Genomic DNA, 23491 nt, shown 5'->3' with positions numbered 1-23491 from the left:
GTGTCACTGTCACTGCCGTGATCACCGGCCAACGTCGGTATCACTGCTCGTTGTCGCCGCTCTGCTCGGTGGGGGCGGCCGGGGGTGTGATGCTGGCGAGGGCTTCGCGGATCCGGGCCTCCGTGGCGGTCTTGGTGATGCCCAGGGTGGTCAGCGGGCCTGCGCCGTCCTCCACTTCCAGCAGGGCCAGCAGGACGTGCTCGGTGCCGACGAAGTTGTGGTCCAGCCGCAGCGCCTCGCGGAAGGTGAGCTCGAGAGCCTTCTTGGCGGCGGCGTCGAACGGCACCAGGGCGGGCAGGTCGTCGGCGCGCGGTGGCAGGGCGGCGGTGACGGCCGCGCGCACGGTGTCGTGGGCCACGCCCTGGGAGGCGATMATGGCTGCGCCGAGGCCGGTGGGGTCGGCGAGCAGGCCGAGGATGAGGTGACCGGGAGTGATCTCGGCGTTGCCGGCGGCGCGGGCCGCGTTCTGGGCGGCGATCACGGCGTTGCGGGCCCGTGGGGTGTAGCGGTTGAAGCCCTGCGAGGGGTCGAGGCTGGACGGCTCGCCGGGCTCCCGGGGCACGAACCGCTTCTGCGCGGCCTGCTTCGTCACGCCCATGCTGCGGCCGATCTCCGTCCAGGACGCCCCGGAGCGGCGGGCCTGGTCGACGAAGTGGCCGATGAGGTGGTCGGCGACGTCGCCGAGGTGGTCGGCGACCAGGACGGCGCCGGAGAGCTGGTTGAGGGCGTCGCTGTGGGTCTTCTTGATCGCGGCGATGAGGTCGTCGAGGCGGACGTCGTTGGTCAGGGTGGTGGGGTCCACGGAACTCATGCCGTCAACCCTAGGTTGACGATGCAGGTCTCGTCAACCTAGGGTTGACGCTGTGTCAGTCGGTGGTGCGGCGGCGGTAGAGGGTGACCGCCAGCGGAGCTGTCACCGCGAGGATCGCCGCCGACCAGAGCAGGGCGGCGACGACGGGGTGCTGCATCGGCCAGGCGTCCGAGGCGGCGGACGGGTTCGGGTTGCCGAACAGCTCCCGCATGGCTGCCGTCAGCGCGCTGACCGGGTTCCACTCGGCGATCGCGCGCACCACCGCCGGCATGCCCGCGGTGGGCACCATCGCGTTGGAGACGATCGCCAGCGGGAACAGCACGACCAGCGCGACGGACTGGGCGCTTTCCGCCCCCTGGCTGACCAGTCCGAGGCAGGCGGTCGCCCAGGCCAGCGCGTAGCTGAACAGCAGCGGCAGCGCGAGCGCGGCGACGAACCGGGCCGGTGAGGTGTCCGGCCGCCAGCCGATCGCGAGCCCGGTGAGCAGCACGATCGACATGCAGACCAGCGCCGCGAGCAGGTCGGACAGCGAGCGGCCGACCAGCACGGCGGCCCGCCAGATCGGCAGGGTGCGGAACCGGTCGACGGCTCCGGTGCGCAGGTCGTTGCTGAGCCCGACCGCGGTGCCCATCGCCGAGGTGGTGAGGTTCAGCGCGATCAGCCCGGGGATGGCGAAGTCCTGGTAGGAGCCGCCGGTGACGGACACCCCGCTACCGAGGACGTAGACGAACAACAGCGTGAACAGCACCGGCTGCACGGTGATGTCGGACAGCGCCAGCGGCTCGCGGGCGACGTGCACGAGGTTGCGCCGGGTCAGCACGGCGACGTCCCGCGCCGCCCCGCGGACGGGGCCCGTGCCGGCGCCACCGGCGGCCGGGCGGGCCACGGTGAGCGTGGACATCAGGCCACCCCCACCGGGTCGCCGGCGCGGTCGGACCCTTCGCGGTCGGTGTCACCGGCCCGTCCGTCGCCGCCCGCACCGGTGCCCGGGGTGGGTGTCCCGGTGAGGGCGAAGAAGACGTCGTCGAGCGACGGCGGGTGCACGACGACGTCGTCGACGAGGGCGCCGACGGCGTCCAGCGCCCGGATGACCTCGGTGGCCACCCCGGCCCCGGCCCGGACCGCCCCGCGCAGGTGCCGGCCGTCGCCGCCGACGTCGACCCGGCCCTCGACGAGCCGACCGAGTGCGGCGGCCGCGTCGGTGTGCGGGTGGCTGAGGGTGACCTCCAGGCGGTGCCCGCCGGTCGCGGCCTTCAGCTCCCGGGCGGTACCGCGGGCGACGACCCGGCCGTGGTCGATCACGGCGATGCGGTCGGCGAGGGTGTCGACCTCCTCCAGGTACTGGGTGGTCAGCAGGATCGTCGTGCCGGCCGCGACGAGCTCGCGGACCACCTCCCACATCCGCGCCCGGCTGGTCGGGTCGAGCCCGGTGGTCGGCTCGTCGAGGAAGAGCACGGCCGGCCGGYCCACCAGACTGGCCGCGAGGTCCAGACGGCGGCGCATGCCGCCGGAGTAGCCCTTCACCACCCGGTCGGCGGCATCGGTGAGGTCGAAGCGCTCCAGCAGCTCGTCGGCGCGGTCGGCGGCGGGCCGCCGGCGCAGCCCGCTGAGCTCGGCCACCATCCGCAGGTTGTGCCGGCCGGTCAGCGCCAGGTCGAGTGTCGCGTCCTGCGCCGTCACGCCGATGCGGCGCCGGACCTCGCCCGCCTGGGTGACGACGTCGAACCCGGCGACGGCGGCGTGCCCGGCGTCGGGGCGGGCGAGGGTGGTCAGGATGCGCACCGCGGTGCTCTTGCCCGCCCCGTTCGGGCCGAGGACGCCGAGGACCGTGCCCGCGGGAACGCTCAGGTCGACCCCCGCCAGTGCCTGGGTGTCGCCGTAGCGTTTCGTGAGGCCGACGGCCTCGATCATGGTGTCGCCCACGGGAAGCTCCGCTTCTTCGATAACTTGCCGGCAGGTAAGATGTTGCTTACCTGCCGCAAGGTAAGCAACATCGCCGAGTCCCGTCAAGTAGGTTCAGGATCATGCCCAGACCGCCCGCCCCCGTCGAAGGCGAGAAGAGCACCCGCGAACGGATCCTCGACGTGGCCCTGGAGCTGTTCACCCACGCCGGCTACGAGGCCGTGTCGCTGCGCGAGATCGCGCAGCGGATGAACTTCACGAAGGCGGCCCTGTACTACCACTTCTCCAGCAAGGACGACATCCTGCTGGCCCTGCACCTGCGCCTGCACGACCTCGGCCGGGCCGGGTACGAGGACCTCGAGGCCGACCTGACCGATCCGGACCGCTGGCCGGCCGCGTTCGACCTGATCGTCTCCACGATCCTGGCGCACCGGACGCTGATCCTCTTCCACCTGCGCAACCACAGCGCGCTGGAGCGGCTGGCACCGCACCACGACAACGGCGACCACGCCGACCTGCAGGAACGGCTGCGGCTGATCCTCGCCGACGAGGCCGTCCCGATCGAGGTGCGGGTGCGGCTGACCTGCGCCCTGGGCGCGATCGCGGGCGGGTTCCTGTTCGGGGCCGAGGTGTTCGCCGGGATCGGCGACGATGACCTCGGCCGGATGGTGCGTGCCGCCGTCGGTGACCTGGTCGCCGCCCCGGGCCGCGCCACGGGCGGTCCGCCCGCCGGCGGGGAGTGAGCGCGTGACCGGCGGCGGGTGACCGGCCCGCCTGCGATGATCGTGACCATGAGCACACCGCACCGGCCGCCCGCCAGCCGCCGCGGCTTCCTGGACACGACGCTGCGCCTGACCGCCACCGGGGCCCTGGCCGCGGCCGGCGGCCTGGGCGCCGGCTGCGACGACTCCACCACCGCCGGCGGTGGCCCGGCCGCAGCGGCGGCGCGCGGCGGCGACGGCCCCGGTGCGCGCCCGCCGCTGACCGGCTCCCCGGGCCCCGTCACCGCGCGGGACCTGGTGGACGTCGACACGCTGTGGGGCTGGGTCGAACGGATGAACGCGGCCGGCCCGCGCCTGCCCGGCTCCCCGGCGCACCGCGAGTTCATCGACGACCTCGACCGGCAGCTCCGCGGCTACGGGCTGACCGTCACCCGCCACCCCGCCCGCCTGGCGGAGTGGCTGGCCCGCTCGTGGTCCCTGCGGGTCACCGACGCCGAGGGCGTCACCCGGTCGATCCCGGTGGCCTCCTACCGGCCGCGCTCCGGGGAGACCGGCCCGGCCGGCGTCACCGGCCGGCTGCTCGACGCCGGCGCCGGCGACGAGGCCGCCTACCAGGCCGCCGGTGCCGCCGGTGCCGCCGGGGCGGGCGCGGCGGGCGGGCTCGGCGGGGCGATCGTCGTCGTCGACGCGCCGATCACCCGGCTGACGGCGTCCGTGCTCGCCGACCTGGCCTACACCGTCCTGCCGCCGCAGGCACGCGCGGACTTCGCCCAGGAGGACTACTCCCGGGTCTGGCTGGGCGTGCCCCCGCCGCCGAGCCTGCCGCTGGCCCGTGCCCACGGCGCCGCCGCGATGATCGAGATCGTCGATCAGACCCCCGAGCTGGCCGCCGGCCAGTACACCCCGCACCAGCAGGAGCACGCCGGCCTGCCGGCGCTGCGGCTCGACCGCGAGCAGGGCGCCCGGCTGCGGGAGATCCTCGCCCGCGGCCCGGCGACGGCCACGCTCGTCCTGACAGCCAGCCGACGCGAGACCACTGTCGACTACCTGCTGGCCCGCCTGCCCGGTGCCCACGCCGCCACCGCCACCGGCGCCGCCGCCACCGGCCCGGCCGGGGAACGGCCCCGGGCCGTCCTCGTCACCACCCACACCGACGGGCAGAACGCCCTGGAGGAGAACGGCGGCCCGGCGCTGCTTGCCCTGGCCGAGTACCTGAGCCGCTACCCGGCCGCCTCCCGGGCCCGGGACCTGCTCTTCCTGTTCTCACCCACGCACATGGCGGCGGACGCCGCGACGGTCAAACCCGACGCCTGGCTGCGCGAGCATCCCGAGATCCTCGCCGAGGTGGACATGGCGCTGGCCGCCGAGCACCTCGGCGCCCTCGGCTGGGACGACCAGGGCGGCACCGCGCCCTACCGGCCCACCGGACGCAGCGAACCGGTGGCCGTCGCCGTCGGCCACAGCGAGACCCTGCGCCGCCTCGCCGAGGAGGAGGTCGAACGCGCCGGGCTGACCCGGGTCGGCATCCAGAAGCCGTTCCAGAACGGCCTGTACGGGGAGGGCACGTTCCCCTACCGGCTGGGCCTGCCCACGATCGGCATGATCACCGGACCGACCTATCTGCTGCAGGTGGCGCCGGGCGGCAACCTCGACAAGCTCGACCGGGCGCTGCTGCACCGCCACACGGTGTTCGTGGCCGGGCTGCTCACCCGGATGATGGCCCTGCCCGCGGGCAGGCCGTCCTGAGGGACGCGGCGGCGGGGGAGCAGGCGGYGCGCAGGCTGGCCGTCGGGCGGCCGAGCAGGAAGCCCTGGCCGTAGCCGATCCCGATCTCACGGACGGCCCGCAGCTCGGCCGCGGTCTCGATGCCCTCGGCGATCACCTGGCTGCCGATCTCCCGGGCGACGCTCACGATCGCCGCCGCCACGGCCTGGCGGGCGGGGTCGACGTCCACCGCATGGGTGATCATGTAGTCGAGTTTGACGAGCTCGGGGCGGATGCGGATGAGCTGCTCCAGCCCGGCGTAGCCGGTGCCCATGTCGTCGACGGCGATGCGGGCGCCCAGGGCACGCAGCGCCGCGATGCCGCGGGCGGCCGCCGGGTCGGTGCTGAACTGCTCGTGTTCGGTGATCTCCACGATGAGCCGGTGACAGGTGCGGGACGTCCCGAGCAGCCCCAGCAGGCCGGAGGCGATCGTGGCCGGGGAGGTGTTCAGCGCCAGCGCGATCGGCGGGGGGAGCTCGCGGAGCGCCGTCAGCGCGTGGCGGATCGCGGCCAGCTCGAGCTCCGTGCCCAGCCCGACCTGCCCGGCGACCGCGTACCAGCCCTCGGGGTCGCTGGCCGAGCCCGGGAACCGCGACAACGCCTCCACCGCGGCGACGGTGCCGTCGCGCAGGTCGACCACCGGCTGGTAGACGATGTCCGGGCCGCCGGCGTCGATGAGGTCGCTGACGATCCGTGAGGCCCGGCTGCGGGACTCCCACACCCGGCGCAGGTCGATGACCGCGTCGCTGAGAAACGCGGCGAGCAGGCCGACGAACCGGCCGTCGCGGGGGCGCAGCCGAGGGTGCGGCTCGCGGCCGAGGCAGCCGACGAGACCGTAGACGTCCGCGTCGTTGTCGAAGACCAGCGCGGCGGCGTAGGAGCCGACGCCCAGGGTGTCGACCATGCCGGTGCGCCCGAGCCGCTCGTCGCGGCCCGCGTCCGGGATGATGACCGGCTCTTCGTGGCCTAGCACCTGGGGGTGCACGGCGGCCTCCCGGCGGATCGTGCTGCCCGCCCGAACCCCGAACGCCGCCGCGTCACCGTCCAGTACCTGCAGGACGAGCCACTGCTCGTCGAGGCGGCCCAGGAAGGCGAGTTCCATTCCGAGGTGGCGGCGCAGCACCCCGAGCAGGTCGGTCACCGACGGATCGGCCTCGATCGCCTCGGACTCCGGGCCCAGAGACCGCGGCGGGCCCAGCGGTAACGCGGCACACGCCATCGCGGCACCCCCTCGAGTTCCTCTCGCATCCCGCTGCTCCGAGCTGCCCCGGAGGGTCTGGCCCGGACGGCGGGATGGTGTCTCCCAGGGGCATGCCCGCGATGGGCGTGCACACACACCAGGTCAGGTCACAGCCACCCGTTGCGACGGAACGCCCGGTGCAGCGACAGGCAGATGGTGGCCATCAGGAGCAGCACCGCCGGGTAGCCCCAGACCTGGCGCAGCTCCGGCATGTGGTCGAAGTTCATGCCRTAGATGCCGGCCAGCGCGGTCGGCACCGCGCCGATCGCCACCCAGGCGCTGATCTTGCGCATGTCCTCGTTCTGGGAGATCGTCACCTGTGTCAGCGTCGCCTGCAGGATCGACGAGAGCAGCTCGTCGAGGTGGGCGATCCGCTGGGTGACCTGCACCAGGTGGTCGAAGACGTCCCGGAAGTGGTCACGCACATGCGGGTCGATCATGGGCAGGGCCGTGTCGGAGAGCATGCGCAGCGGGTTGTTCAGCGGGGCGACGGCGTGCTTGAACTCCAGCACCTCCCGCTTGAGCTGGTAGAGCTTCTCCACCGACGGCCGCGCCGACCGTTCGAACACCGAGGCCTCGGCGGCGTCCACGTCGGCGTCCAGGCGCTCGACGAGGTCCAGGTAGTTGTCGACGATCCCGTCGCACACCGCGTGCAGCACCGCGGACGGCCCGTGCTGGAGCATCTCGGGCCGTCCCTCGAGATCGGCCCGCAGTTTCTCCAGCGCACCGTGGTTGCCGTGCCGCACCGTCACCACGAAGTCGTTGCCGATGAACACCATCACCTCGCCGGTGACGACGACCTCGGTGTCGGCGGTCAGCTCGTCGTGCTCCACGTAGCAGGCGGTCTTGAGGACCATGAACAGTGTGCTTCCGTACAGTTCGATCTTGGGGCGCTGGTGGGCCACGACCGCATCCTCGACGGCCAGCGGGGGCAGGCCGTAGATCTCGGCGATCGACGCCAGCTCGGTGTCGCTGGGTTCGAACAGGCCCAGCCACGCGAACGCGCCGTGCTGGCGGCGGGCGATGTTCGCCGCGGTCAGCAGGTTCGACCCGTCGGGCACCCGCCTGCCCTCGGCGTACACGTGGCAGGCGACGACCCTCCCGGAGTGCAGCTGCTCCTCGGTCAGCCGAGGAGGCCGCTTGGGTCGGGTCCGCACCAGCGACACCGGGCGGGCGAGCGCGCCGGCGAGCAGGTCCCGCAGCGATCCGCCGTCGTGGTCCTCTCCGTGCCCGTGCCCGTGGTCGGGCTCCCGGCCAGGACGGCCACCGCCCGACCCGCCGCCCGCGATACCGGTCACGACGTCCGCTTCCGCACGATGCACCCGCTCCGTTCCCGCCCGCGCCTTACGGGCCCCCGTCCATCCTTGCGGACGGCGGCGACCGGCCCGCACCCCGCCGGGTGCCGGGGTCACGGCACCCGGCGGGGCGCGGGCCCCGGCGACGGTGCGCGGCGGCGCCTCGGCGGGGCGTCCTGCGGGGTACGGGCGGACGACGCCGGCATCGGTGACCGGCGTCGCGACGTTCGCGACCTTCGCGGCGGTCAGGCCTTCGGGCCGCCGGCGACGTAGAGGATCTGCCCGGAGACGAAGCCGGCGTTCTCGGCGGCGAAGAACGACACCGCGTTCGCGATGTCCTCGACCTCGCCCGGACGGGCCACCGGGATCTTCTCCGCGGCCGCGGCCAGGTAGTCCTCCCAGGCGACACCGATGCGCTGCGCGGTCGCGCGGGTCATCTCACTGACGATGAAGCCCGGCGCGACACAGTTCACGGTGACACCGAACTTGCCCAGCTCGATCGCGAGGGTCTTCGTGAAGCCCTGCAGGCCGGCCTTGGCCGCCGCGTAGTTCGCCTGGCCGCGGTTACCCAGCGCGGAGATGCTGGACAGGTTGACGATCCGGCCCCACTTCGCCTCGACCATGTACTTCTGCGTGGCCTTCGCCATCAGGAACGAGCCACGCAGGTGGACGCCCATGACCGCGTCCCAGTCGCTCTCGGTGAGCTTGAACAGCAGGTTGTCGCGGGTGATGCCGGCGTTGTTGACCAGCACGGTCGGCGCGCCCAGCTCGGCGGCGATCCGGCTGACGGCGGCGTCGACCGCTGCGGAGTCGGAGACGTCGGCACCCACGGCGAGGGCCTTCCCTCCGGCGGCGGCGATCGCGTCGGCGGTGCCCTTCGCCGCCGACTCCTCCAGGTCGAGCACGGCCACCGCGAGGCCGTCCGTGGCCAGACGCTGCGCGATGGCGGCGCCGATGCCGCGGGCGCCTCCGGTGACAATCGCGACGCGGGATGAGGACTCGGGCACGGGACCGGCTCCTTACAGGACAGGGCCACGCCGGGCGGCGTGACGGTGACGGTCGGCGAGCGCGGCACCCGAGCGGCCGATGGCCACCCGTCGCGCTGCTGCCGACACCGGGCGTAGGGGCACCCGGCGCCTAAAGTCAACCGGGTGGCTGCGCCCGACGCCACCGGTCCGGATCCCTTCGTCCTCGCGATCCACCGGCAGCGGCGCCGCACGCGGGGAGTGGCCGCCCCTCGCCACCGCGGAGGACCGCTGTCGGGGCCGTGCGCCACGCCCGTTCTACGCGCTTCCGTTCTACGCGCTCCCGCTCAGCGCGCGCCGGTTCCGGCCCGCCCGGGTGCGGCCATCACGTCCGCGACCCTGCTCGTGATGGACTCGATCAGCCGCATCGCCTGCAGGACGGACAGATTCAGAACGACCTCGGCGCCGCCATCCGCGGGCAATCGTACTGACACGTCCGCCATGGTTATGCCCTTCGTCATGCATCAGAAGTGCCTCCTCGGAGCCGAGGGGGCACTGGTGACGGTACGAGGAAAACCCACGGTGACGTCGGGAAAGGTGGGTAGCAGCACGTCCGTGGACCGGGGGCGGCCTGCGCGGCGAGGCCGTCGGCAGCTCCGGCGGCGCCTCGCCACGTAGGGTGCTGGCGTGGCCGCTGCCGGGAAGCCGCAGCAGACCGGCCTTCGGATGTCGACGGCGCGCGGGCGCTGGGTGCTGCTCGCGACCGTCCTCGGGTCGGGGATCGCCGCCATCGACGCGACCGCGGTCGGGGTGGCCCTGCCGTCGATCGGCCGTGACTTCGGCGCCGACCTGGCCTCGCTGCAGTGGGTCGTCACCGCCTACGCGGTCACGCTGGCCGGGTTTCTGCTGGTCGGCGGGGCACTCGGAGACCGCTACGGTCGGCGGCGGGTGTTCCTGATCGGCGCCGGCTGGTTCGCGGTGGCGTCGCTGCTCTGCGGGATCGCTCCCACCGCCCCGGCGCTGGTGGCGGCGCGGGCGCTGCAGGGGATCGGTGCCGCGCTGCTCACGCCGGGTAGTCTCGCCCTGCTCCAGGCCTCGTTCGACCCGGGGGACCGGGCACGCGCGATCGGGGCCTGGTCGGGCCTGTCCGGAGTCGCCACGGCGGTCGGCCCGTTCCTCGGCGGCTGGCTGGTCGAGACGCTCTCCTGGCGGCTGGTCTTCTTCGTCAACCTGCCCCTCGTCGCCGCCGTGATCATCATCGCGGCGCGGCATGTGCCCGAGTCGACCGCCGCGGATGCGGCGGGCCGGGTGGATCTGGCCGGTGCGGTGCTCGTGACCGGCGGACTGGTGGGGCTCTCCTACGGGCTGATCGAAGGGCCGGACGCCGGGTGGGGGTCCCCAGCCGTGCTCGGCGGCCTGGTGATCGGGGTCCTGCTGCTCGCCGGGTTCGCCGTGGTCGAGCGGCGGGTGGCAACGCCGATGCTGGACCTCGACCTGTTCAGGTCCCGGCAGTTCTGTGCTGCCAACCTGGTGACGTTCGTGGTCTACGCCTCCCTGGGCGGGGCGCTGTTCCTGCTGCCCCTGCAGCTTCAGCAGGTCGGCGGGTACTCGCCCCTGGCGGCGGGCACGGCGTTGCTGCCCCTGACGATCATCATGCTCGCCCTGTCCGCACGCTCGGGCGCACTCGCGGAGCGCATCGGCCCGCGGGCGCAGATGACGGTGGGGCCGATCGTCGCCGCCGCCGGGTTCGCGCTACTCACCCGCGCCGCCGGCGACGGCGGGTACCGGCTCGACGTCCTGCCCGGAGTCCTCGTGCTCGGGCTGGGGCTGGCCACGGTCGTCGCGCCGCTGACGTCGACGGCCCTCGGCGCGGCACCCGTCGAGCATGCCGGCATCGCCTCGGCGGTCAACAACGACGTCGCCCGTACCGCGCAGCTGCTCGCGGTCGCGGTGCTGCCGGCAGCCGCCGGTCTCACCGGCGACGTCTACCTGGACGCGAGCAGGTTCGCCAGCGGCTACCGGACCGCGCTGTGGATCGCGGCGGCGCTGTGTGCCTGCGGTGGCCTGCTGGCCTGGCTCGGAATCCGCAACCCGGCCCGGGTACGTCCCACCGCGATGCCGGCGCCGCCGGCCGCGCCGTGCCGACACTGCGGCATCGACGCGCCGCCGCCGGTCACCGACGCCGCGACCCACCTCTGATGCGTCGACGTCCCCCTGTCGGCCCGGAGGGCGGACAGATCTGGCCAGGCGGCGGCGCCTGCCGGGATAGAATTCCGCCATCCGGACCACCACTTCCGTCCATCGGAAGGCCTGGGGGTCCGTCGTGGGTGCCGTGAGTCGTCGGAGCCGTGAATGGAGAGCCGCCGTGGCCGATACGCAGACCCCGCCCGGAGTCGAGATCGTCCAGCCGGACGTTCCCGGTGCCGCCGAGATCCTCACCCCGGCCGCGCTGACCCTCGTCGCCGACCTGCACCGACGCTTCGGCGCGGCCCGCCGCGACCTCCTCGTTCGTCGCGTCGAGCGGCAGCGGGAGCTCTCCGACGGCACCGACCCGGACTTCCTGCCCGCCACCAGGCACATCCGCGAGGGGCAGTGGCGGGTCGCGCCGCCCGCGCCGGGCCTCGTCGACCGCCGGGTCGAGATCACCGGGCCGACCGACCGCAAGATGACCATCAACGCGCTCAACTCCGGCGCCAAGGTCTGGCTGGCCGACTTCGAGGACGCCAACACCCCGCTGTGGGAGAACATGATCAGCGGGCAGCGCAACCTGCGTGACGCCCTCGACCGCACCATCGACTTCACCAGCCCCGAGGGCAGGGCCTACACCCTCGGAGCCACCGCCACAACGATCGTCGTGCGGCCCCGCGGCTGGCACCTCGACGAGAAGCACCTGCGGGTCGACGGTGAACCGGTCGCCGGTGCCCTCGTCGACTTCGCCCTCTACGCCGTGCACTGCGGCCGCCGCCAGCTCGACGCCGGATCCGGGCCCTACTACTACCTGCCGAAGACCGAGAGCCACCTCGAGGCGCGGCTGTGGAACGACATCTTCACCCACACCGAGGACACGCTCGGCTTCGGCCGCGGAGCCATCCGCGCCACCGTGCTCATCGAGACGATCCTCGCCGCCTACGAGATGGAGGAGATCCTCTACGAGCTGCGGGAGCACTGCGGCGGGCTCAACGCCGGCCGCTGGGACTACCTGTTCAGCATCATCAAGAAGTTCCGCGACCGCGGGCCGGCGTTCACCCTGCCCGACCGCAACGCCGTCACGATGGCCGCGCCCTTCATGACCGCCTACGCGGAGCTGCTCGTGCGCACCTGCCACCGGCGCGGCGCCCACGCCATCGGCGGCATGGCCGCGTTCATCCCCAGCCGGCGTGACCCGGAGGTCAACGCCACCGCGCTGGCCAAGGTCCGCGAGGACAAGACCCGCGAGGCCGGCATCGGCTTCGACGGCTCCTGGGTCGCGCACCCCGACCTGGTGCCCGTCTGCCGCGAGGTGTTCGACGGCGTGCTCGGCGAACGCCCCCACCAGCTCGAGCGCACCCGTGAGGACGTCGCCGTCGACGCCGCCGCGCTGATCGATCTCACCACCACCCCGGGCTCCCCGACCCTGGCCGGCCTGCGCAACAACGTCAGCGTGGCCCTGCAGTACCTGCGCGCCTGGCTCGCCGGCTCCGGCGCGGTCGCGATCTTCAACCTGATGGAGGACGCGGCCACCGCGGAGATCGCCCGCTCCCAGATCTGGCAGTGGCTGCACAACGGCATCGTGCTGGTGGACGTCGAGCCGGTCGCCGGTGTCGACCCTTCGGTCGGCGCCGGCCCGACCGGTGTGCCGGTGACCCGGGAGCTGGTCGAGAAGGTCGTCGCCGAGGAACTCGACGTTCTGCGCAGCGGGCTGGGGGAGCAGTACGACGCCGACGGGTTCGAACGGGCGCGGGCGCTGTTCGTCGAGGTCGCGCTCGCCGACGACTTCGTCGAGTTCCTCACCGTGCCCGCCTACCAGCGGATGCCTTGACCGACCGGCCGGCTCCGCCGGCCGGTAACGCGGCGGGGACGGGGGCGGTGCAGTCGGTCGACCGCGCACTGGCGCTGGTCGAGCTGCTGGCCGCCTCCGGTGACGGCGCCGGGCTGGCCGATCTCGCCCGTGCCACCGGCCTGCCACAGCCCACCGTGCACCGACTGCTGCGCGCGCTGCACGAACGCGGCTGGGTACGCCAGGACGCCGACCGCCGCTACGCCCCGGGCGCCCGCCTGATCGGGCTGGGCAACGCCGCGCAGAGTCTGCTCGCCACCGGCGCGCAGCCCTACCTGCGGGAGGCGGTGGCGGTGTCGGGGGAGACCGCGAACCTCGCCGTCCTGGAAGCCGACCAGGTCGTGTACGTCGCGCAGGTCGCCTCGCCGCACCGGCTGCGCATGTTCACCGAGGTCGGCAACCGGGCCCCCGCGCACAGCACCGGCGTGGGCAAGGCGATGCTCGCCCACCTGCCCGGGCCGGCCGTGCGGGAGCTGCTCGAGCGCACCGGGCTGCCCCGGCGTACCGCGACCACGATCACCGACCCGGACCAGTTCACCGCCGAACTCGCCGCCGTCCGCGCCCGGGGCTACGCGACGGACGACGGCGAGGAGGAGCCCGGTGTGCGCTGTGTGGCCTTTCCCCTGACCGACCTGTCCGGCCGGGCGCCGGCCGCGCTGTCGGTGTCCGGCCCCGCCTCCCGGATCGCCGCCGGCGCCGTCGCGGACCTCGCCGCGCGTCTGCTCCCCGTCGCCGCCGCCTGCGGCGACCACCTGCTACGCCGCTGATCCCGCCGCCGGCCCTTCCCGTCACGACCGATAGCAAGACATCCGATGGGGTTACGGCGTCAAGTCGGGGTCCGAGCGTGATCGGTACAGGATCCTCCGCCAAGCCCGTGCGGGTCAGTGGTCGGTGAGCAGCACGAGGCAGCCGCGGACGTCGCGATCAACACGAACCCGATCTACCAGAAGTCCCGCAGTTGACTGGCATCCACCATGATCATCTGATGGTGGTTGTTGGTGTGGCCTACACGAACTTCCACAATTCCCAGTAGCCGGGCGCGAGCTGGATGCAGGTGGTCGCGCGTGCCTCTCCAGTGCTCGTCAGGGTGTAGCCATGGGTCACGCACGTTATGCGGCCGGAGTAGCTGGCCACGAACACCCACTGGTTGGCTGACGCCGGGCCGGCCAACATGACCATGGCCGCAACGCTCACGGCAAGCATGGCGACGATCTTGCGGATGAGTCGCATGTCGTTCCCCGTGTCTCTCTGTGTCTCTCTGCGATCTTGCCGGCACGGTAGCGCGTGGTTGGACTGTCAGACACCACCTCATGGCGGGTTTTGCCGGACCAGCCGATGATCATCTGGTGCGGCAAGGCAATTTGGACCCAAAATCGCGGGCCCTGGTGGGTCGTGCTGGGAGGCGATCCGGTGGGATCGCGGGTACCGGCCGGCGCGGGCCCGGGTATGAGCGAGGCCCCCGGCTGGTGATCGCCGGGGGCCTCGGGTTGGGGTGGTGGTGGGGACGAGGACCCGGCTGACCCGACCTGACCCCCGCTTCACGCGCGGACAGTGACTGTAGGGAACGGATCTACCTGGCCACTCCGAGCTGGCATGCCGCGGTTGTTGGCCAGTGCCAGCGCCGCCGGACGCGGCCGTTGTTGGCCAATGCGGCGATTGGCCCATGAGCGTGCCCGCGGACGTCGGAGGCCGTGAACCCGGCCAGGTGGACGGGTCTGATCGGGAGCGCGGTCATGCCTCCTGCCGCCAGAGCGGTGTGACCTCAACGCGGGTGAGCCGCCACCCGTCTTGGGTGCGGAGCGCCTGGAACGCGAAACGCAGGCCGACGAGCCTCAAGAGCGGGGGAAAGACCTGTCTCGACGGGAAGTACGCGACAAGCTCGTTCGCCGKCATAGTGGCGCGGTCCCCGTCAAGCTCGACGAGCACGTCGGTGATCAGATGCTGAGAATTTTCGTTGTCGTCGCTGGTGCGCCGCGAATACTCGAGTATGTCGTCGATCCCCGTGGCGCCGCCGCGAGCGCTGTGGATGATGGCGTCCTCGTGGAAGATCGCGCGCCCCTCCTTGTCGTCGCCGGTGTCCAGCCAGCGCCCAAGCTGACTGGCCAGGGCGGCAAGTTCTGCTCGGTCGTTGATGTCCCTCAGATGAGGCACGGTGCTCCTTAGTGCTCCTGCGCCGAACGGCCGTCGTTGATAAGGTGTGGGGCCGATAAGACCGCTTGGCCCTGCGACGGTCAGGCTAAGAGTTCAAGTCCGCTTGAGGTCAACTCCTTCGTCGGCCTGCTACCGGCATCTCCCGGCGCTTCCCGCAGGCTGGCCAACTATCCCGGCTGTTGACCATCTACTGGTCAACCATCACGACGGGTGGCCATCTACCCCCGATCGCTACAGCCTGTGTAGGGATCGGGCCTAGTTGGCCAGTCTGAACTGCCGAGATGGCTTTGTTGGCCACTCGGCAACTGGCCGGCTCCTGCCTTGTTGGCCACTTCGGTGTCGGATGATTCATCCCTGCGACGGCGGTCTCGCCGTCACCGTGACGTCCGGTGACCCGGTTCGGCGGTGAGGCGTCGCTGGCGAACTCGATCTACGGGTTCTTGCGCAAGGGTGGCGCGACGGCGCGCACGACCGCTGCCCGGGACGAGCGCTGTCCGGTCCGAAAATGAGTGGAGCCGAGCCACCACAGTGCGGTTGGGTGGCGACCTGCGGGCCGCTGTGCGGGCCCGCGGACATGGATGAGGAGGAGTGGACGATGCCGATCGCCACGCTGCGAGGCGTGACCCTGGACTGTGCCGATCCGCGGGCGCTGGCCCGGTTCTACCAAGAGATGACAGGCATGGAGCTCGGGTACAACGCCGACGGGTTCGTCGCCCTGACCGGCGGTTCCGGCTGTGACCTGGGTTTCCAGCGGGTCGACGGATACCGGGCGCCGCGATGGCCCGACCAGGTTGTGCCGCAGCAGTTCCACCTGGATCTCGGGGTCGAAGACCTTGACGCGGCGGAGAAGCTGGCGCTGGGACTCGGCGCGGTCAGACCGGATCACCAGCCCGGCGGCGACCGGTGGCGGGTGCTCCTGGACCCGGCCGGTCACCCTTTCTGCCTGGTCACCGGCTGACCACCCGAGCCCTTCAACCGGAGAGCCTCCGACCTCGCGCGCCGGCCCTCCGCCGCCCGCGACGACGGCAGAGACGACGGCAGAATCGCTCCGGACCGGCATCACCCGGCGCCTCCCGCAGATTGGCCAACTATCCCGGCCGGTGGCCATCTACTGGCCAACCGTCACGGCGAGTGGCCATCTGTCCCCGATCCCTACAGTGACAGCACCTGCCCGGCCTGTGGGTGTACCTGTCCGCGGGCCCGACGGAGAGCCCGTCCGTGTACCCGCTTAGTGGGTACGGGCGCGGGATGCACAGCGGCTGGTCAGCGTGCTGTGGCCTGTACCCGAGTGGACCCAGACTCCGTCACCATGCACCTCATGCTGGTACGTCTGACATGATCGTTGCGGGGTGGCAGCTGATCTGGCGGTAGCAAGACATCCGATGGGGCTATGACGTCAAGCTGATGTCGAGCGTGAGCCATCTACAGCCGGATAGCCGCGGCGTGTCGGTGGCTGCCGGGTGTGAGGGGAGGCAGGTGGTGAGAGTCCGCGTGGGGGCGCTGCTGGTCTGCGCCGCGGTGTTCTTCATCATCGCCGCTGCCGTTTTCTTTTTCGAGTACGCCCTTGCCACCCGTGGTGTGACCGGGACCGGGGAGATCGTCAAGATCCGTAACGGCGATACCCACCCGGTGTACGTGGTTCGGTTCACCACCGCCGCTGGCCGGATCGTTGTCGCAGAGCTGATGACCTCTCCAGGGCGTGGAAGCGTCGGTGATCACCTCGGCGTCGTATACGACCCGCAGGATCCACAGACGGTCCAGCCGGTGGACATCGACCCCTACTACCTGCAGGTGGTGCTTCCCGCTGCGGCTGGTGTCTTCTTCACCGCAGGTGGCGTCTGGGAGTACCGGAAGGCAAGCCGACGGAAACAGCGTATCGAGGCGACACCGCCAACGTGATCTCCTGCGGAGAGTGGCAGGGTCACCCCGCCGCGATCCGCGCGGGTGGGCCCGGTGGAAAGGCACGGGTTTCGTCGTAGATCTGGCCGGTGGTGAGGCAGTGGTGCAGGGTGCCGAGGGGCCGGTTGAACAGGTGGCGGCTGGCGGCGTTGTGCCGGTCCCCGCCGCCGCGGCGCCGGTCGTAGTGGGCCCGTGCCCCGGCCGAGCTGGTCAGGGCGCCGAAGGCCCACAGATGCCCGGTGGCGGCCAGCCGCTGGTTTTTGACCCGGCGGTGGACGACGGTGCGGCTGCGTCCGGAGGCGCGGGTGACCGGGCTGGAGCCGGCGTAGGCCTTGAGGTTACGGGCCTCAGGGAAGCGGGTGCGGTCGTCGCCGATCTCGGCGAGGACCCGGGCACCGAGGAGGTCCCCGAGGCCGGGGAAGCTGGTGATGACCTGATGGTCGGGGTGGGCGGCGAACGCGGTCCGGGTGGCGTCGGCGAGGTCGTCGGCGGCCCGGCAGTCCGCATCGAGGATGCCCAGCAGCGCGAGCGCCTGGCGGCCGAAGGTCTCCTCCACCGCGGCGGGCTGGTGCAGCGCCGGTGCCCGCAGCCCGGCCCGGATCGTTTCCACTGATCCCCGGATCGTTTCCACTGATCCGGCGATCCCGCGTTGGCGGCCCGCGCGGCGCAGCGCCACGGTGAACCGCGGCCGCGAGCAGCGGCTCGCCACCGCCGGCGTCGGGGCGACGGCCAGGACCGCGCGGGCGACCGGGTCGGCGACCCCGGAGGGCTTGCCGGCGAACAGGGACAGGAAGGCCGGGTAGTACTCGCGGAGCAGGGAGCGCAGTTCGTTGGCAATGCGGGTGCGGTGCCAGACCGCGTCCTGCTGCGCCCGGGCCAACACCCCCACCGCCTGCGCGGCCTCGCTGTCGACGGGCAGGGTCCGGTGCGCGGGCGCGTCGGTGCGCAGGATGTTCGCGAGCATCACCGCGTCGGCGTGGCCGGACTTAGCCCGGGCCACGGAATGGCGGTCGCGGTAGCGGGCCGCGGCCATCGGATTGATCGCATACACCGGCCGTCCCGTCGCCCGCAGGGCCGCGACCAGCAGCCCGCGTGGGGTCTCCAACGCCACCGACACCAGCGCCTCGGGGCTGTCGCCGGCGGCGCCGAGCAGCTCGAGCAGCCGGGCGAACCCGTCGGCGTTGTCGCCGATTCTCGCCCGCGCTACCAGCGTCCCGGTCTCGTCGACCACGGCGACGTCATGGTGGCGTTCGGACCAGTCGATCCCGCAGAACACCTTCACCCCGTGCCTCTCCCTTCTCATTCGGCAGTCAGGCCCGGTAGGCCCCGGGCAGGGCACGCGGCACTCTCATGGCAGCGCTCGGTGGCGCGACATCCGATGAGCCGTTCGTGACCCCAGCGACCCGCGCGGCCCCCGGTCTTCGACTTGGAGAGCTCGACAGGGCTCTGATCTGCACGAACAGGGGTGGATCCACGCGGGCGGGCTCCGGAACCACGAGCACCAGACCACACCGCCCCGACTGCTCCATACAGGCACCCTGGCGGTGGGAACGGAGACCGGCCGTCAGCACGGCGCACGGTTTTGCTTGAGGCCTTGATCAGCCCTGATAGGCACAGGCGTCAGGCCACCGACCGGTCCCCATTCGCATGTGATCTTGAAAGATGTGTTCGTGTCGGGCTGATCGTAGAAACGCCGGGTTTCCCGGGACCTCGGGGGAGTAAGTCATCCAGACCGATCCTGACGGGCGATGAGACTCGACAGACCCGACAACGGGCCAACCAACAGTCGGCCGGGCACGCCGGGTGCCCTCCCGTATCCCTCGGGGCGAGGCCGTGTGAGACGTCGCGCCGCGGGCGCCGCCGGGGGTACCCGCGGCACCGCACCGGTGCGCGGGGTGGCGCTGGGTGCCGCGGCGATCCTCGGTGCCGCTGCGGTGGCGCTCACCGCAGCGCCGGCGGCGACCGGGGCGACCGGACCGCCGGTGGCCAGCCTGAACCCCGCGCTCGCGCCGTTCGAGACCCAGCCGGTGCGCTGGCATGACTGTCAGATCGGTCCGAACGACGCCGCCGGCGCCGGCCTGGACGCGGCCAGCGCGCAGTGCGCCGAGGTCACCGTCCCCCTCGACTACACCAACCCGGCCGGCCGGACGCTCACCCTGGGGGTCTCCCGGATCCGGGCGGCCGACCAGGAGGCCCGCCGTGGGCCGTTGATGATCAACCTGGGTGGGCCCGGTGGCAGCGTCGCGGACCTGCTGCCCGAGATCCGGGGGCGGCTCGGCCCGGTGGCCGGCGGCTTCGACCTGATCGGGATGGATCCGCGGTTCGTCGGCCGCAGCGAGGCGCTGGACTGCGGGCCGGTGCTGAACCGGGACTGGGTGCGCGGCGGCGGGCCCGACCAGGACAGCTTCGAACGGGTCGCGGCCACACAGGCCGCGGTCGCGCAGGCGTGCGCGGCGCACGCCGACGTCCTGCCGTTCGCCTCGACCCGCAACACCGCGCGCGACATGGACATCGTCCGGGCCGTGCTGGGGGAGCCGACGACGTCCTACCTCGGCTATTCGTACGGCACGTACCTGGGTGCGGTGTACATGCAGATGTTCCCCGACCGGGTCGACCGGTTCGTGCTCGACAGCGCGGTGGATCCCGCAACCTACAGTCCTCGGCTGCTGCGCGGCACCRGGGACCTGCTGGAGGCGGCGCTGCGGGACTGGGCTGCCTGGGCTGCCGGCCACGACGCCCAGTTCGCCCTCGGGGCCACCGTCGAGGAGGTGCTGCGCACGGTCGACCGGATCTACGAGGTGGCTGCTCGCCGCCCGCTGACCGTGGACGGGTTCCCCTACGACGCGTCCGGCCTGCCGGGCCTGCTCATGGCCGCCCTGGTGGAGGACGGCGAGCAGGCCGCCGAGGTGCTGGCGCTGGGGATCCGGGCGTTCGCCGACGCCGCGGACGGCCGCACGCCCGCGGCGAACCCGTACCTCGACGAGTTCCTCGCCGGAGTCGCGACCGGCGGTCCCGACCTGACCGAGCTGACCGGCCTGATCCACCCACGGGCCGACCGGGCCGAGCGTGCGGGCGGGGATGTCGCCGGGGGAGGGGCGGGGTTGATCAGCGCTCTGCAGAGCGCGCAGCTCGCCGTGATGTGCGGGGATGTACCCGCCTCGCGGATCGCCGGTGACTACCTGGCCGACATCCGCCGGCACCGCGAGGCGCAGCCCCACGTCGCCACGGCGATCTGGAACATCACGCCATGCTCGTTCTGGCCGGTGCGCCCGTTGGAGCCGCCGACCCGGGTCACCGGCGACGTCCCGGCGCTGGTGGTCGCCGCGGAGCTGGACAACCGGACGCCCTATGCGGGCAGTGTGGCGTTGCACCGGGCGCTGACCGCCTCGCGGCTGGTGACGTTGCGCGGTGCGCGGGTGCATGGCGTGTCCGGGGGGCGCAGCCCCTGCGTGGACGACGCGGTCGGTGCCTACCTGCGCGACGGACGTCTGCCGCGCGCCGACCTGACCTGCTCCCGCCCTCCGGCCCCGCCTGGGTCACCACCGGAGTAGTCCACCTGGCCTCCCGGCGAGCCGGGAGGCCAGGTGGCGGCGGAGCACCGGGCAGCAGGGCGCAGGCCGGTTCGACGTCATCAAGATAATCAACAATGTTGACATGTCGATGTGACCCATATTGATCATGGTCGGCACCTGGTGCATGGCCGGTACCTGGCAGAGGGGTGGAGCGTCGGGGCCCGGTAGGTGGACTTGCCATGTTGGAAAGTTCGGGTCACACTTTCCAACATGGAAAATATGATGGCGCTGCCCACCCCCGACGATGCTGCGGCTGCCCTGGCCGAGGCGGAGACCTCGCGGGCACAGCTGGCCGGCGGCCTCGGGCTGCCGTCCTTCTTCTACAGCTCGATCGGCGTGACAGCGGCTGCCCAGATCGCCACGGCCGCCGTCGAGGTCGCCTTCGACACAGGCTGGACCCGACTGCTGGCGATCGCCGGCGCCGCCGCGTTCGCCCTGACGGCGGGCATCCAGCTGTTCCGGTTCCGGCGGCTCAACGGAGTGCGGATCGCGGGGCTCACGAGCCGGGTCGTGCTCGGAACGGGGCGGGCTGCGGCGACCTCGTACGCGTTGGCTCTGGGCGCCGCGTTCTGGGCCGCCCTCGCCGGCCTGTGGTGGCTGGTGGCTGTCTGCGCGTGTGCTGGGGGACTGGCCTACACGTTGAGCGGCCGACGTTGGCTGCGCCTCTACCGAGGAGACCCGGCGGGGCACGCTCGTGCCGAGTCGGCCGGGTGGCTGGTGGTCATCTCCGCCCTGGCGCTGGCCGCGCTGGCGCTGCTGGTGCTGGTCGGCCGCTGATGCCCGAGCTGGACACCAACCTGCACGCACCGGCCCGGCTGAGGCTGATGACCATGCTGACCGCGGTGTCCGAAGCAGAGTTCTCCACCATTCGCGACAGCCTCGAGGTCAGTGACTCGGTGCTTTCCAAACACGTGGGCGCCCTCGCGTCGCTCGGCTATGTCACGAGCCGCAAAGGAGTTCACGGCGGTCGCCGGACCACGTGGATCTCGCTGACAGTGCCGGGCCGGGCCGCTCTGGGTGCCCACGTCGCCGCACTGAGAGAGGTCATCGCCGGGGAGCATGCCGATCCGGATCGCCGCACTGATCTTCAGGAAACGGCGGATCCGCTGCGGAACCGGCTACGTGAGCTGCGGGCCGCGCGGCGCTGGAGCCAGGCGGACCTGGCCGACCGCCTCGACGTGTCCAGGCAGACGGTCAACGCCATCGAAACGGGCCGCTTCGACCCGAGCCTGTCCCTGGMGTTCAGGATCGCCGCCGTGTTCGGGCGCCGGATCGAGGACCTGTTCTTCCTCCCCCAGGCCACCGGCCCCGAGGCCTGATCGGCCGGGCCGCCCGGCCGCCCCACAGCGGCGCTGCTGGTGACGTTCTTCACCCAGCTGGGCCGGTGTTCCCGCGGGGCGGGCCGAGCTGCCGGACGAAGCCGTCGAGTACGTGGCCCGTCAGGTCGGGGTGGAGCCCGGCGAGGTCGGCGAGGCCTCAGTTGGGCCTGGACCGCGGCCCGCCGTCCACCCGGAACCGGTCGAGTACCGGTAGGACGGTCGTCCGCAAGGCCGTCTGGACCTCCTCGTATGCCCCCTCGGCCGGGACAACGGCGAACGACGATGCCTCCGGTAGGGAGCGGTATGCCTCGTCGAAGGCGACGAGGTAGTCGAGTTCCTCACGGTCGCGTCCACGCTGCTCCACCCGCTGCTGCGCGAGCCCGGCCGGGACGGACAGATAGCAGACCAGGTCAGGCGCGGGGAACCGGTGGAACGCGGCACGCACTCGACGTTCGCCACGGTCGCCGCGGGCACGCATGACCGCATACTGACAATAGGCGTAGCGGTCCATCACCGCGACGCGGCCGGTCAGCCAGGACAACGCGAGCGCCCGGCTGACCGCCACCCAGCGCAGGGAGGCCTCGACCACGACGTAGGCGCGGCGACCGAACAGCGCCTGCCCGTCTGTGCGGCCGAGCAGGCGCGCCAGCGCATCCCAGATCGGGCGACCGCCGGCGTTCTCGAAGTAGCGGGCCGGCACGCCCTGCCCGTTCAACCAGGCCGCGAGTTGTCTGGCCTGGGTCGTCTTGCCCGACCCATCCACCCCGAGCAGAGCGATGATCGGCCGGCGTCGCACCCGACAAGCGTAGATGTCCGGCCGCCACGGTGTCCGGGTGCTCCTCCCCGATCAGCCGCGCGGAGTCGGCTGTTCTGCGGGCAAGCTTCAAGGAAGATCGGGCCATGGTTCGAATCGCAGCTGTCGGAGATCTGCATGCTAGGCCTGGGGCTGCGGCCCGACTGCGGCCGGTGTATCGGCGCGCGGTCGAGGTGGCCGACATCCTCCTTCTCGCCGGCGACCTCACCCAGGACGGCGGGACCGATTCCGCCGCGGAGGTGTGCGATCTGTTCGGTGGGCTGGATCTGCCAGTGATCGCCGTTCTCGGCAATCACGACTACGATCGCGGCGAGGAAACGGCGTTTGCCGAGATGTTGACCGATGCCGGCGTGACCGTGCTGGAGGGGACCGCAACGGTCGTCGACACTGCTGGGGGAAAGGTCGGGATCGCCGGCGTCAAGGGATTCGGTGGAGGTTTCGCCGGCTACACGGTGGCCAAGCATTGTGAAGAGGAGATGAAGGCGTTCGCTCGCCACGCCGCGACGACCGCGCAGGCATTGCGGCAGGCATTGCGGCAGGCATTGCGGCACGCGCTGGGGCAGCTTGACGTTGACCTGCAGGTGGCGCTCACGCATTACGCGCCGACCCGCGACACCCTTGCGGGCGAGCCGTTGGAGCTGTACCCGTTCCTGGGCAGCCACCTGCTCGGCGCGGCGATCGACGGCGAACCCACGTCCTGGGCGGAACACAAGACAGAAGACCTCCATACGACCGGTACGCCGAACGACGAGATGGGCGGCGGCCCACCGCACCATCTGGTCCCAGGCGAGCGCCAGGTGAGGCTGGCCTTGCACGGCCACGCGCATTACGGGACCGAAGTCGGCGTAACGCCCGCCGGCACAGAGGTCCGTAACGTGGCCGCGCCGGTCATCGGCGCTCCATTCGCCGTGTACCAGCTTCCGGAAGTGGTCCGTATCGGGTGATGCACGACGACCGGTACGCGCGGGCAGGGCTGTGAGCAGAGCCGACAGACGACCCTG

General features: G+C 72.1%; 22 protein-coding genes and 1 pseudogene. 12 read left to right on the top strand and 11 right to left on the bottom strand.

From position 1 onward, the window contains the following. Window positions 1-40 precede the first annotated feature (40 nt). Genes CC117_RS21715 through CC117_RS21705 form a run of 3 tightly spaced genes read right to left on the bottom strand, consistent with a single transcriptional unit; the run spans window position 41 to window position 2722 of the window. A complete protein-coding gene (locus tag CC117_RS21715) occupies window positions 41-811 on the bottom strand; it encodes a Clp protease N-terminal domain-containing protein (RefSeq protein WP_071087026.1) in 771 nt (256 codons plus the stop codon). 55 nt (window positions 812-866) lie between these two features. Beyond that, window positions 867-1712 carry an ABC transporter permease gene (locus CC117_RS21710; RefSeq protein ID WP_071087024.1) on the bottom strand — a complete coding sequence of 282 codons (846 nt, stop codon included), beginning with the start codon at window positions 1710-1712 and terminating at the stop codon, window positions 867-869. After that, on the bottom strand, window positions 1712-2722 hold the full coding sequence (locus CC117_RS21705) for an ATP-binding cassette domain-containing protein (protein WP_071087098.1): 1011 nt from the start codon (window positions 2720-2722) through the stop codon (window positions 1712-1714). The genes CC117_RS21710 and CC117_RS21705 overlap by 1 nt, the downstream gene beginning before the upstream one ends. Before the next feature lie 113 nt (window positions 2723-2835). Here CC117_RS21705 and CC117_RS21700 point away from each other — a divergent pair, with 113 nt between their 5' ends. Next, window positions 2836-3456: a TetR/AcrR family transcriptional regulator gene (locus CC117_RS21700; protein WP_071087022.1), complete on the top strand. Its 621-nt coding sequence runs from the start codon at window positions 2836-2838 to the stop codon at window positions 3454-3456. Window positions 3457-3504: 48 nt separating this feature from the next. Then, entirely contained in the window at window positions 3505-5181 is a 1677-nt protein-coding gene (locus tag CC117_RS21695; protein WP_241830306.1) for a hypothetical protein, read from the top strand. Here CC117_RS21695 and CC117_RS21690 read toward each other — a convergent pair. The 4 genes from CC117_RS21690 to CC117_RS37515 form a co-directional block, all read right to left on the bottom strand. Continuing rightward, window positions 5141-6418, bottom strand: a complete 1278-nt coding sequence (locus CC117_RS21690; RefSeq protein ID WP_071087020.1) for a sensor domain-containing phosphodiesterase — start codon at window positions 6416-6418, stop codon at window positions 5141-5143. The genes CC117_RS21695 and CC117_RS21690 overlap by 41 nt on opposite strands. Before the next feature lie 128 nt (window positions 6419-6546). Next, complete coding sequence (gene corA / locus CC117_RS21685) at window positions 6547-7761, bottom strand: magnesium/cobalt transporter CorA (protein WP_071087018.1); 1215 nt, start codon at window positions 7759-7761, stop codon at window positions 6547-6549. A gap of 218 nt (window positions 7762-7979) precedes the next feature. Next, a complete protein-coding gene (fabG, locus tag CC117_RS21680; protein ID WP_071087016.1) occupies window positions 7980-8741 on the bottom strand; it encodes a 3-oxoacyl-ACP reductase FabG in 762 nt (253 codons plus the stop codon). Between the two features lie 305 nt (window positions 8742-9046). After that, complete coding sequence (locus tag CC117_RS37515) at window positions 9047-9220, bottom strand: hypothetical protein (RefSeq protein WP_157905438.1); 174 nt, start codon at window positions 9218-9220, stop codon at window positions 9047-9049. A gap of 166 nt (window positions 9221-9386) precedes the next feature. Between CC117_RS37515 and CC117_RS21675 the strand changes: the two genes are divergently transcribed. The 3 genes from CC117_RS21675 to CC117_RS21665 all read left to right on the top strand — a co-directional run bounded on the left by CC117_RS21675 (window position 9387) and on the right by CC117_RS21665 (window position 13502). Further along, window positions 9387-10898, top strand: coding sequence for an MFS transporter (locus CC117_RS21675; RefSeq protein WP_084132539.1), 1512 nt, complete (start codon window positions 9387-9389; stop codon window positions 10896-10898). A 166-nt stretch (window positions 10899-11064) separates the two neighbouring features. Continuing rightward, window positions 11065-12717: a malate synthase A gene (aceB, locus tag CC117_RS21670; protein WP_084132538.1), complete on the top strand. Its 1653-nt coding sequence runs from the start codon at window positions 11065-11067 to the stop codon at window positions 12715-12717. Between the two features lie 47 nt (window positions 12718-12764). Then, the gene (locus tag CC117_RS21665; RefSeq protein WP_084132551.1) at window positions 12765-13502 is read left to right on the top strand and encodes an IclR family transcriptional regulator; all 738 of its coding nucleotides are present in this window, start codon (window positions 12765-12767) and stop codon (window positions 13500-13502) included. Window positions 13503-13740: 238 nt separating this feature from the next. On the opposite strand, the gene CC117_RS21660 is transcribed toward CC117_RS21665, so the two are convergent. Continuing rightward, a complete protein-coding gene (locus CC117_RS21660) occupies window positions 13741-13965 on the bottom strand; it encodes a hypothetical protein (RefSeq protein ID WP_071087012.1) in 225 nt (74 codons plus the stop codon). Between the two features lie 501 nt (window positions 13966-14466). Further along, window positions 14467-14886: a nuclear transport factor 2 family protein gene (locus CC117_RS21655; protein WP_071087010.1), complete on the bottom strand. Its 420-nt coding sequence runs from the start codon at window positions 14884-14886 to the stop codon at window positions 14467-14469. 595 nt (window positions 14887-15481) lie between these two features. Between CC117_RS21655 and CC117_RS21650 the strand changes: the two genes are divergently transcribed. Beyond that, window positions 15482-15844 (top strand): VOC family protein, encoded by a 363-nt coding sequence (locus tag CC117_RS21650; RefSeq protein WP_198541936.1) that lies wholly within the window; start codon window positions 15482-15484, stop codon window positions 15842-15844. A 485-nt stretch (window positions 15845-16329) separates the two neighbouring features. Then, window positions 16330-16785 (top strand): DUF3592 domain-containing protein, encoded by a 456-nt coding sequence (locus tag CC117_RS21645; protein WP_131803115.1) that lies wholly within the window; start codon window positions 16330-16332, stop codon window positions 16783-16785. Between the two features lie 22 nt (window positions 16786-16807). Here the strand turns inward: CC117_RS21645 and CC117_RS21640 are convergent, their stop codons facing one another. Further along, window positions 16808-18088 (bottom strand): IS110 family RNA-guided transposase, encoded by a 1281-nt coding sequence (locus CC117_RS21640; protein WP_198541935.1) that lies wholly within the window; start codon window positions 18086-18088, stop codon window positions 16808-16810. Between the two features lie 532 nt (window positions 18089-18620). On the opposite strand from CC117_RS21640, the gene CC117_RS21635 reads away from it, so the two are divergent. From CC117_RS21635 to CC117_RS40610, 4 genes and pseudogenes are all read left to right on the top strand, one after another. Next, window positions 18621-20336, top strand: coding sequence for an alpha/beta hydrolase (locus CC117_RS21635; protein ID WP_071087004.1), 1716 nt, complete (start codon window positions 18621-18623; stop codon window positions 20334-20336). 243 nt (window positions 20337-20579) lie between these two features. Further along, window positions 20580-21134: a hypothetical protein gene (locus CC117_RS21630; protein WP_241830305.1), complete on the top strand. Its 555-nt coding sequence runs from the start codon at window positions 20580-20582 to the stop codon at window positions 21132-21134. Further along, window positions 21134-21394: pseudogene (locus CC117_RS40615) on the top strand (transcriptional regulator); the annotation flags it as partial. The gene CC117_RS21630 and the pseudogene CC117_RS40615, both read left to right, overlap by 1 nt. Before the next feature lie 69 nt (window positions 21395-21463). Next, the gene (locus CC117_RS40610) at window positions 21464-21676 is read left to right on the top strand and encodes a helix-turn-helix transcriptional regulator (RefSeq protein WP_407673571.1); all 213 of its coding nucleotides are present in this window, start codon (window positions 21464-21466) and stop codon (window positions 21674-21676) included. A gap of 157 nt (window positions 21677-21833) precedes the next feature. Here CC117_RS40610 and CC117_RS21620 read toward each other — a convergent pair whose 3' ends face one another. After that, window positions 21834-22472 (bottom strand): dTMP kinase, encoded by a 639-nt coding sequence (locus CC117_RS21620; RefSeq protein WP_071087000.1) that lies wholly within the window; start codon window positions 22470-22472, stop codon window positions 21834-21836. Between the two features lie 104 nt (window positions 22473-22576). Between CC117_RS21620 and CC117_RS21615 the strand changes: the two genes are divergently transcribed. Then, a complete protein-coding gene (locus CC117_RS21615) occupies window positions 22577-23434 on the top strand; it encodes a metallophosphoesterase family protein (protein ID WP_071086998.1) in 858 nt (285 codons plus the stop codon). Window positions 23435-23491: the final 57 nt, after the last annotated feature.

The sequence above is a fragment of the Parafrankia colletiae genome (genome assembly GCF_001854655.1).
In the GTDB taxonomy this organism is placed as follows: Bacteria; Actinomycetota; Actinomycetes; order Frankiales; family Frankiaceae; genus Parafrankia; species Parafrankia colletiae.
The sequence above is the reverse complement of the archived record's forward strand: the minus strand, read 5'-3'. Positions and strand labels throughout refer to the sequence as shown.

What these genes read in the sequence shown, in the direction of transcription:
- CC117_RS21710 (WP_071087024.1), bottom strand. Translation starts at nt 1,712, where the DNA reads ATGTCCACGCTCACCGTGGCCCGCCCGGCCGCCGGTGGCGCCGGCACG.
- CC117_RS21700 (WP_071087022.1), top strand. Translation starts at nt 2,836, where the DNA reads ATGCCCAGACCGCCCGCCCCCGTCGAAGGCGAGAAGAGCACCCGCGAA.
- CC117_RS21695 (WP_241830306.1), top strand. Translation starts at nt 3,505, where the DNA reads ATGAGCACACCGCACCGGCCGCCCGCCAGCCGCCGCGGCTTCCTGGAC.
- CC117_RS37515 (WP_157905438.1), bottom strand. Translation starts at nt 9,220, where the DNA reads ATGACGAAGGGCATAACCATGGCGGACGTGTCAGTACGATTGCCCGCG.
- CC117_RS21660 (WP_071087012.1), bottom strand. Translation starts at nt 13,965, where the DNA reads ATGCGACTCATCCGCAAGATCGTCGCCATGCTTGCCGTGAGCGTTGCG.
- CC117_RS21650 (WP_198541936.1), top strand. Translation starts at nt 15,482, where the DNA reads ATGCCGATCGCCACGCTGCGAGGCGTGACCCTGGACTGTGCCGATCCG.
- CC117_RS21640 (WP_198541935.1), bottom strand. Translation starts at nt 18,088, where the DNA reads ATGAGAAGGGAGAGGCACGGGGTGAAGGTGTTCTGCGGGATCGACTGG.
- CC117_RS21630 (WP_241830305.1), top strand. Translation starts at nt 20,580, where the DNA reads ATGGCGCTGCCCACCCCCGACGATGCTGCGGCTGCCCTGGCCGAGGCG.
- CC117_RS21615 (WP_071086998.1), top strand. Translation starts at nt 22,577, where the DNA reads ATGGTTCGAATCGCAGCTGTCGGAGATCTGCATGCTAGGCCTGGGGCT.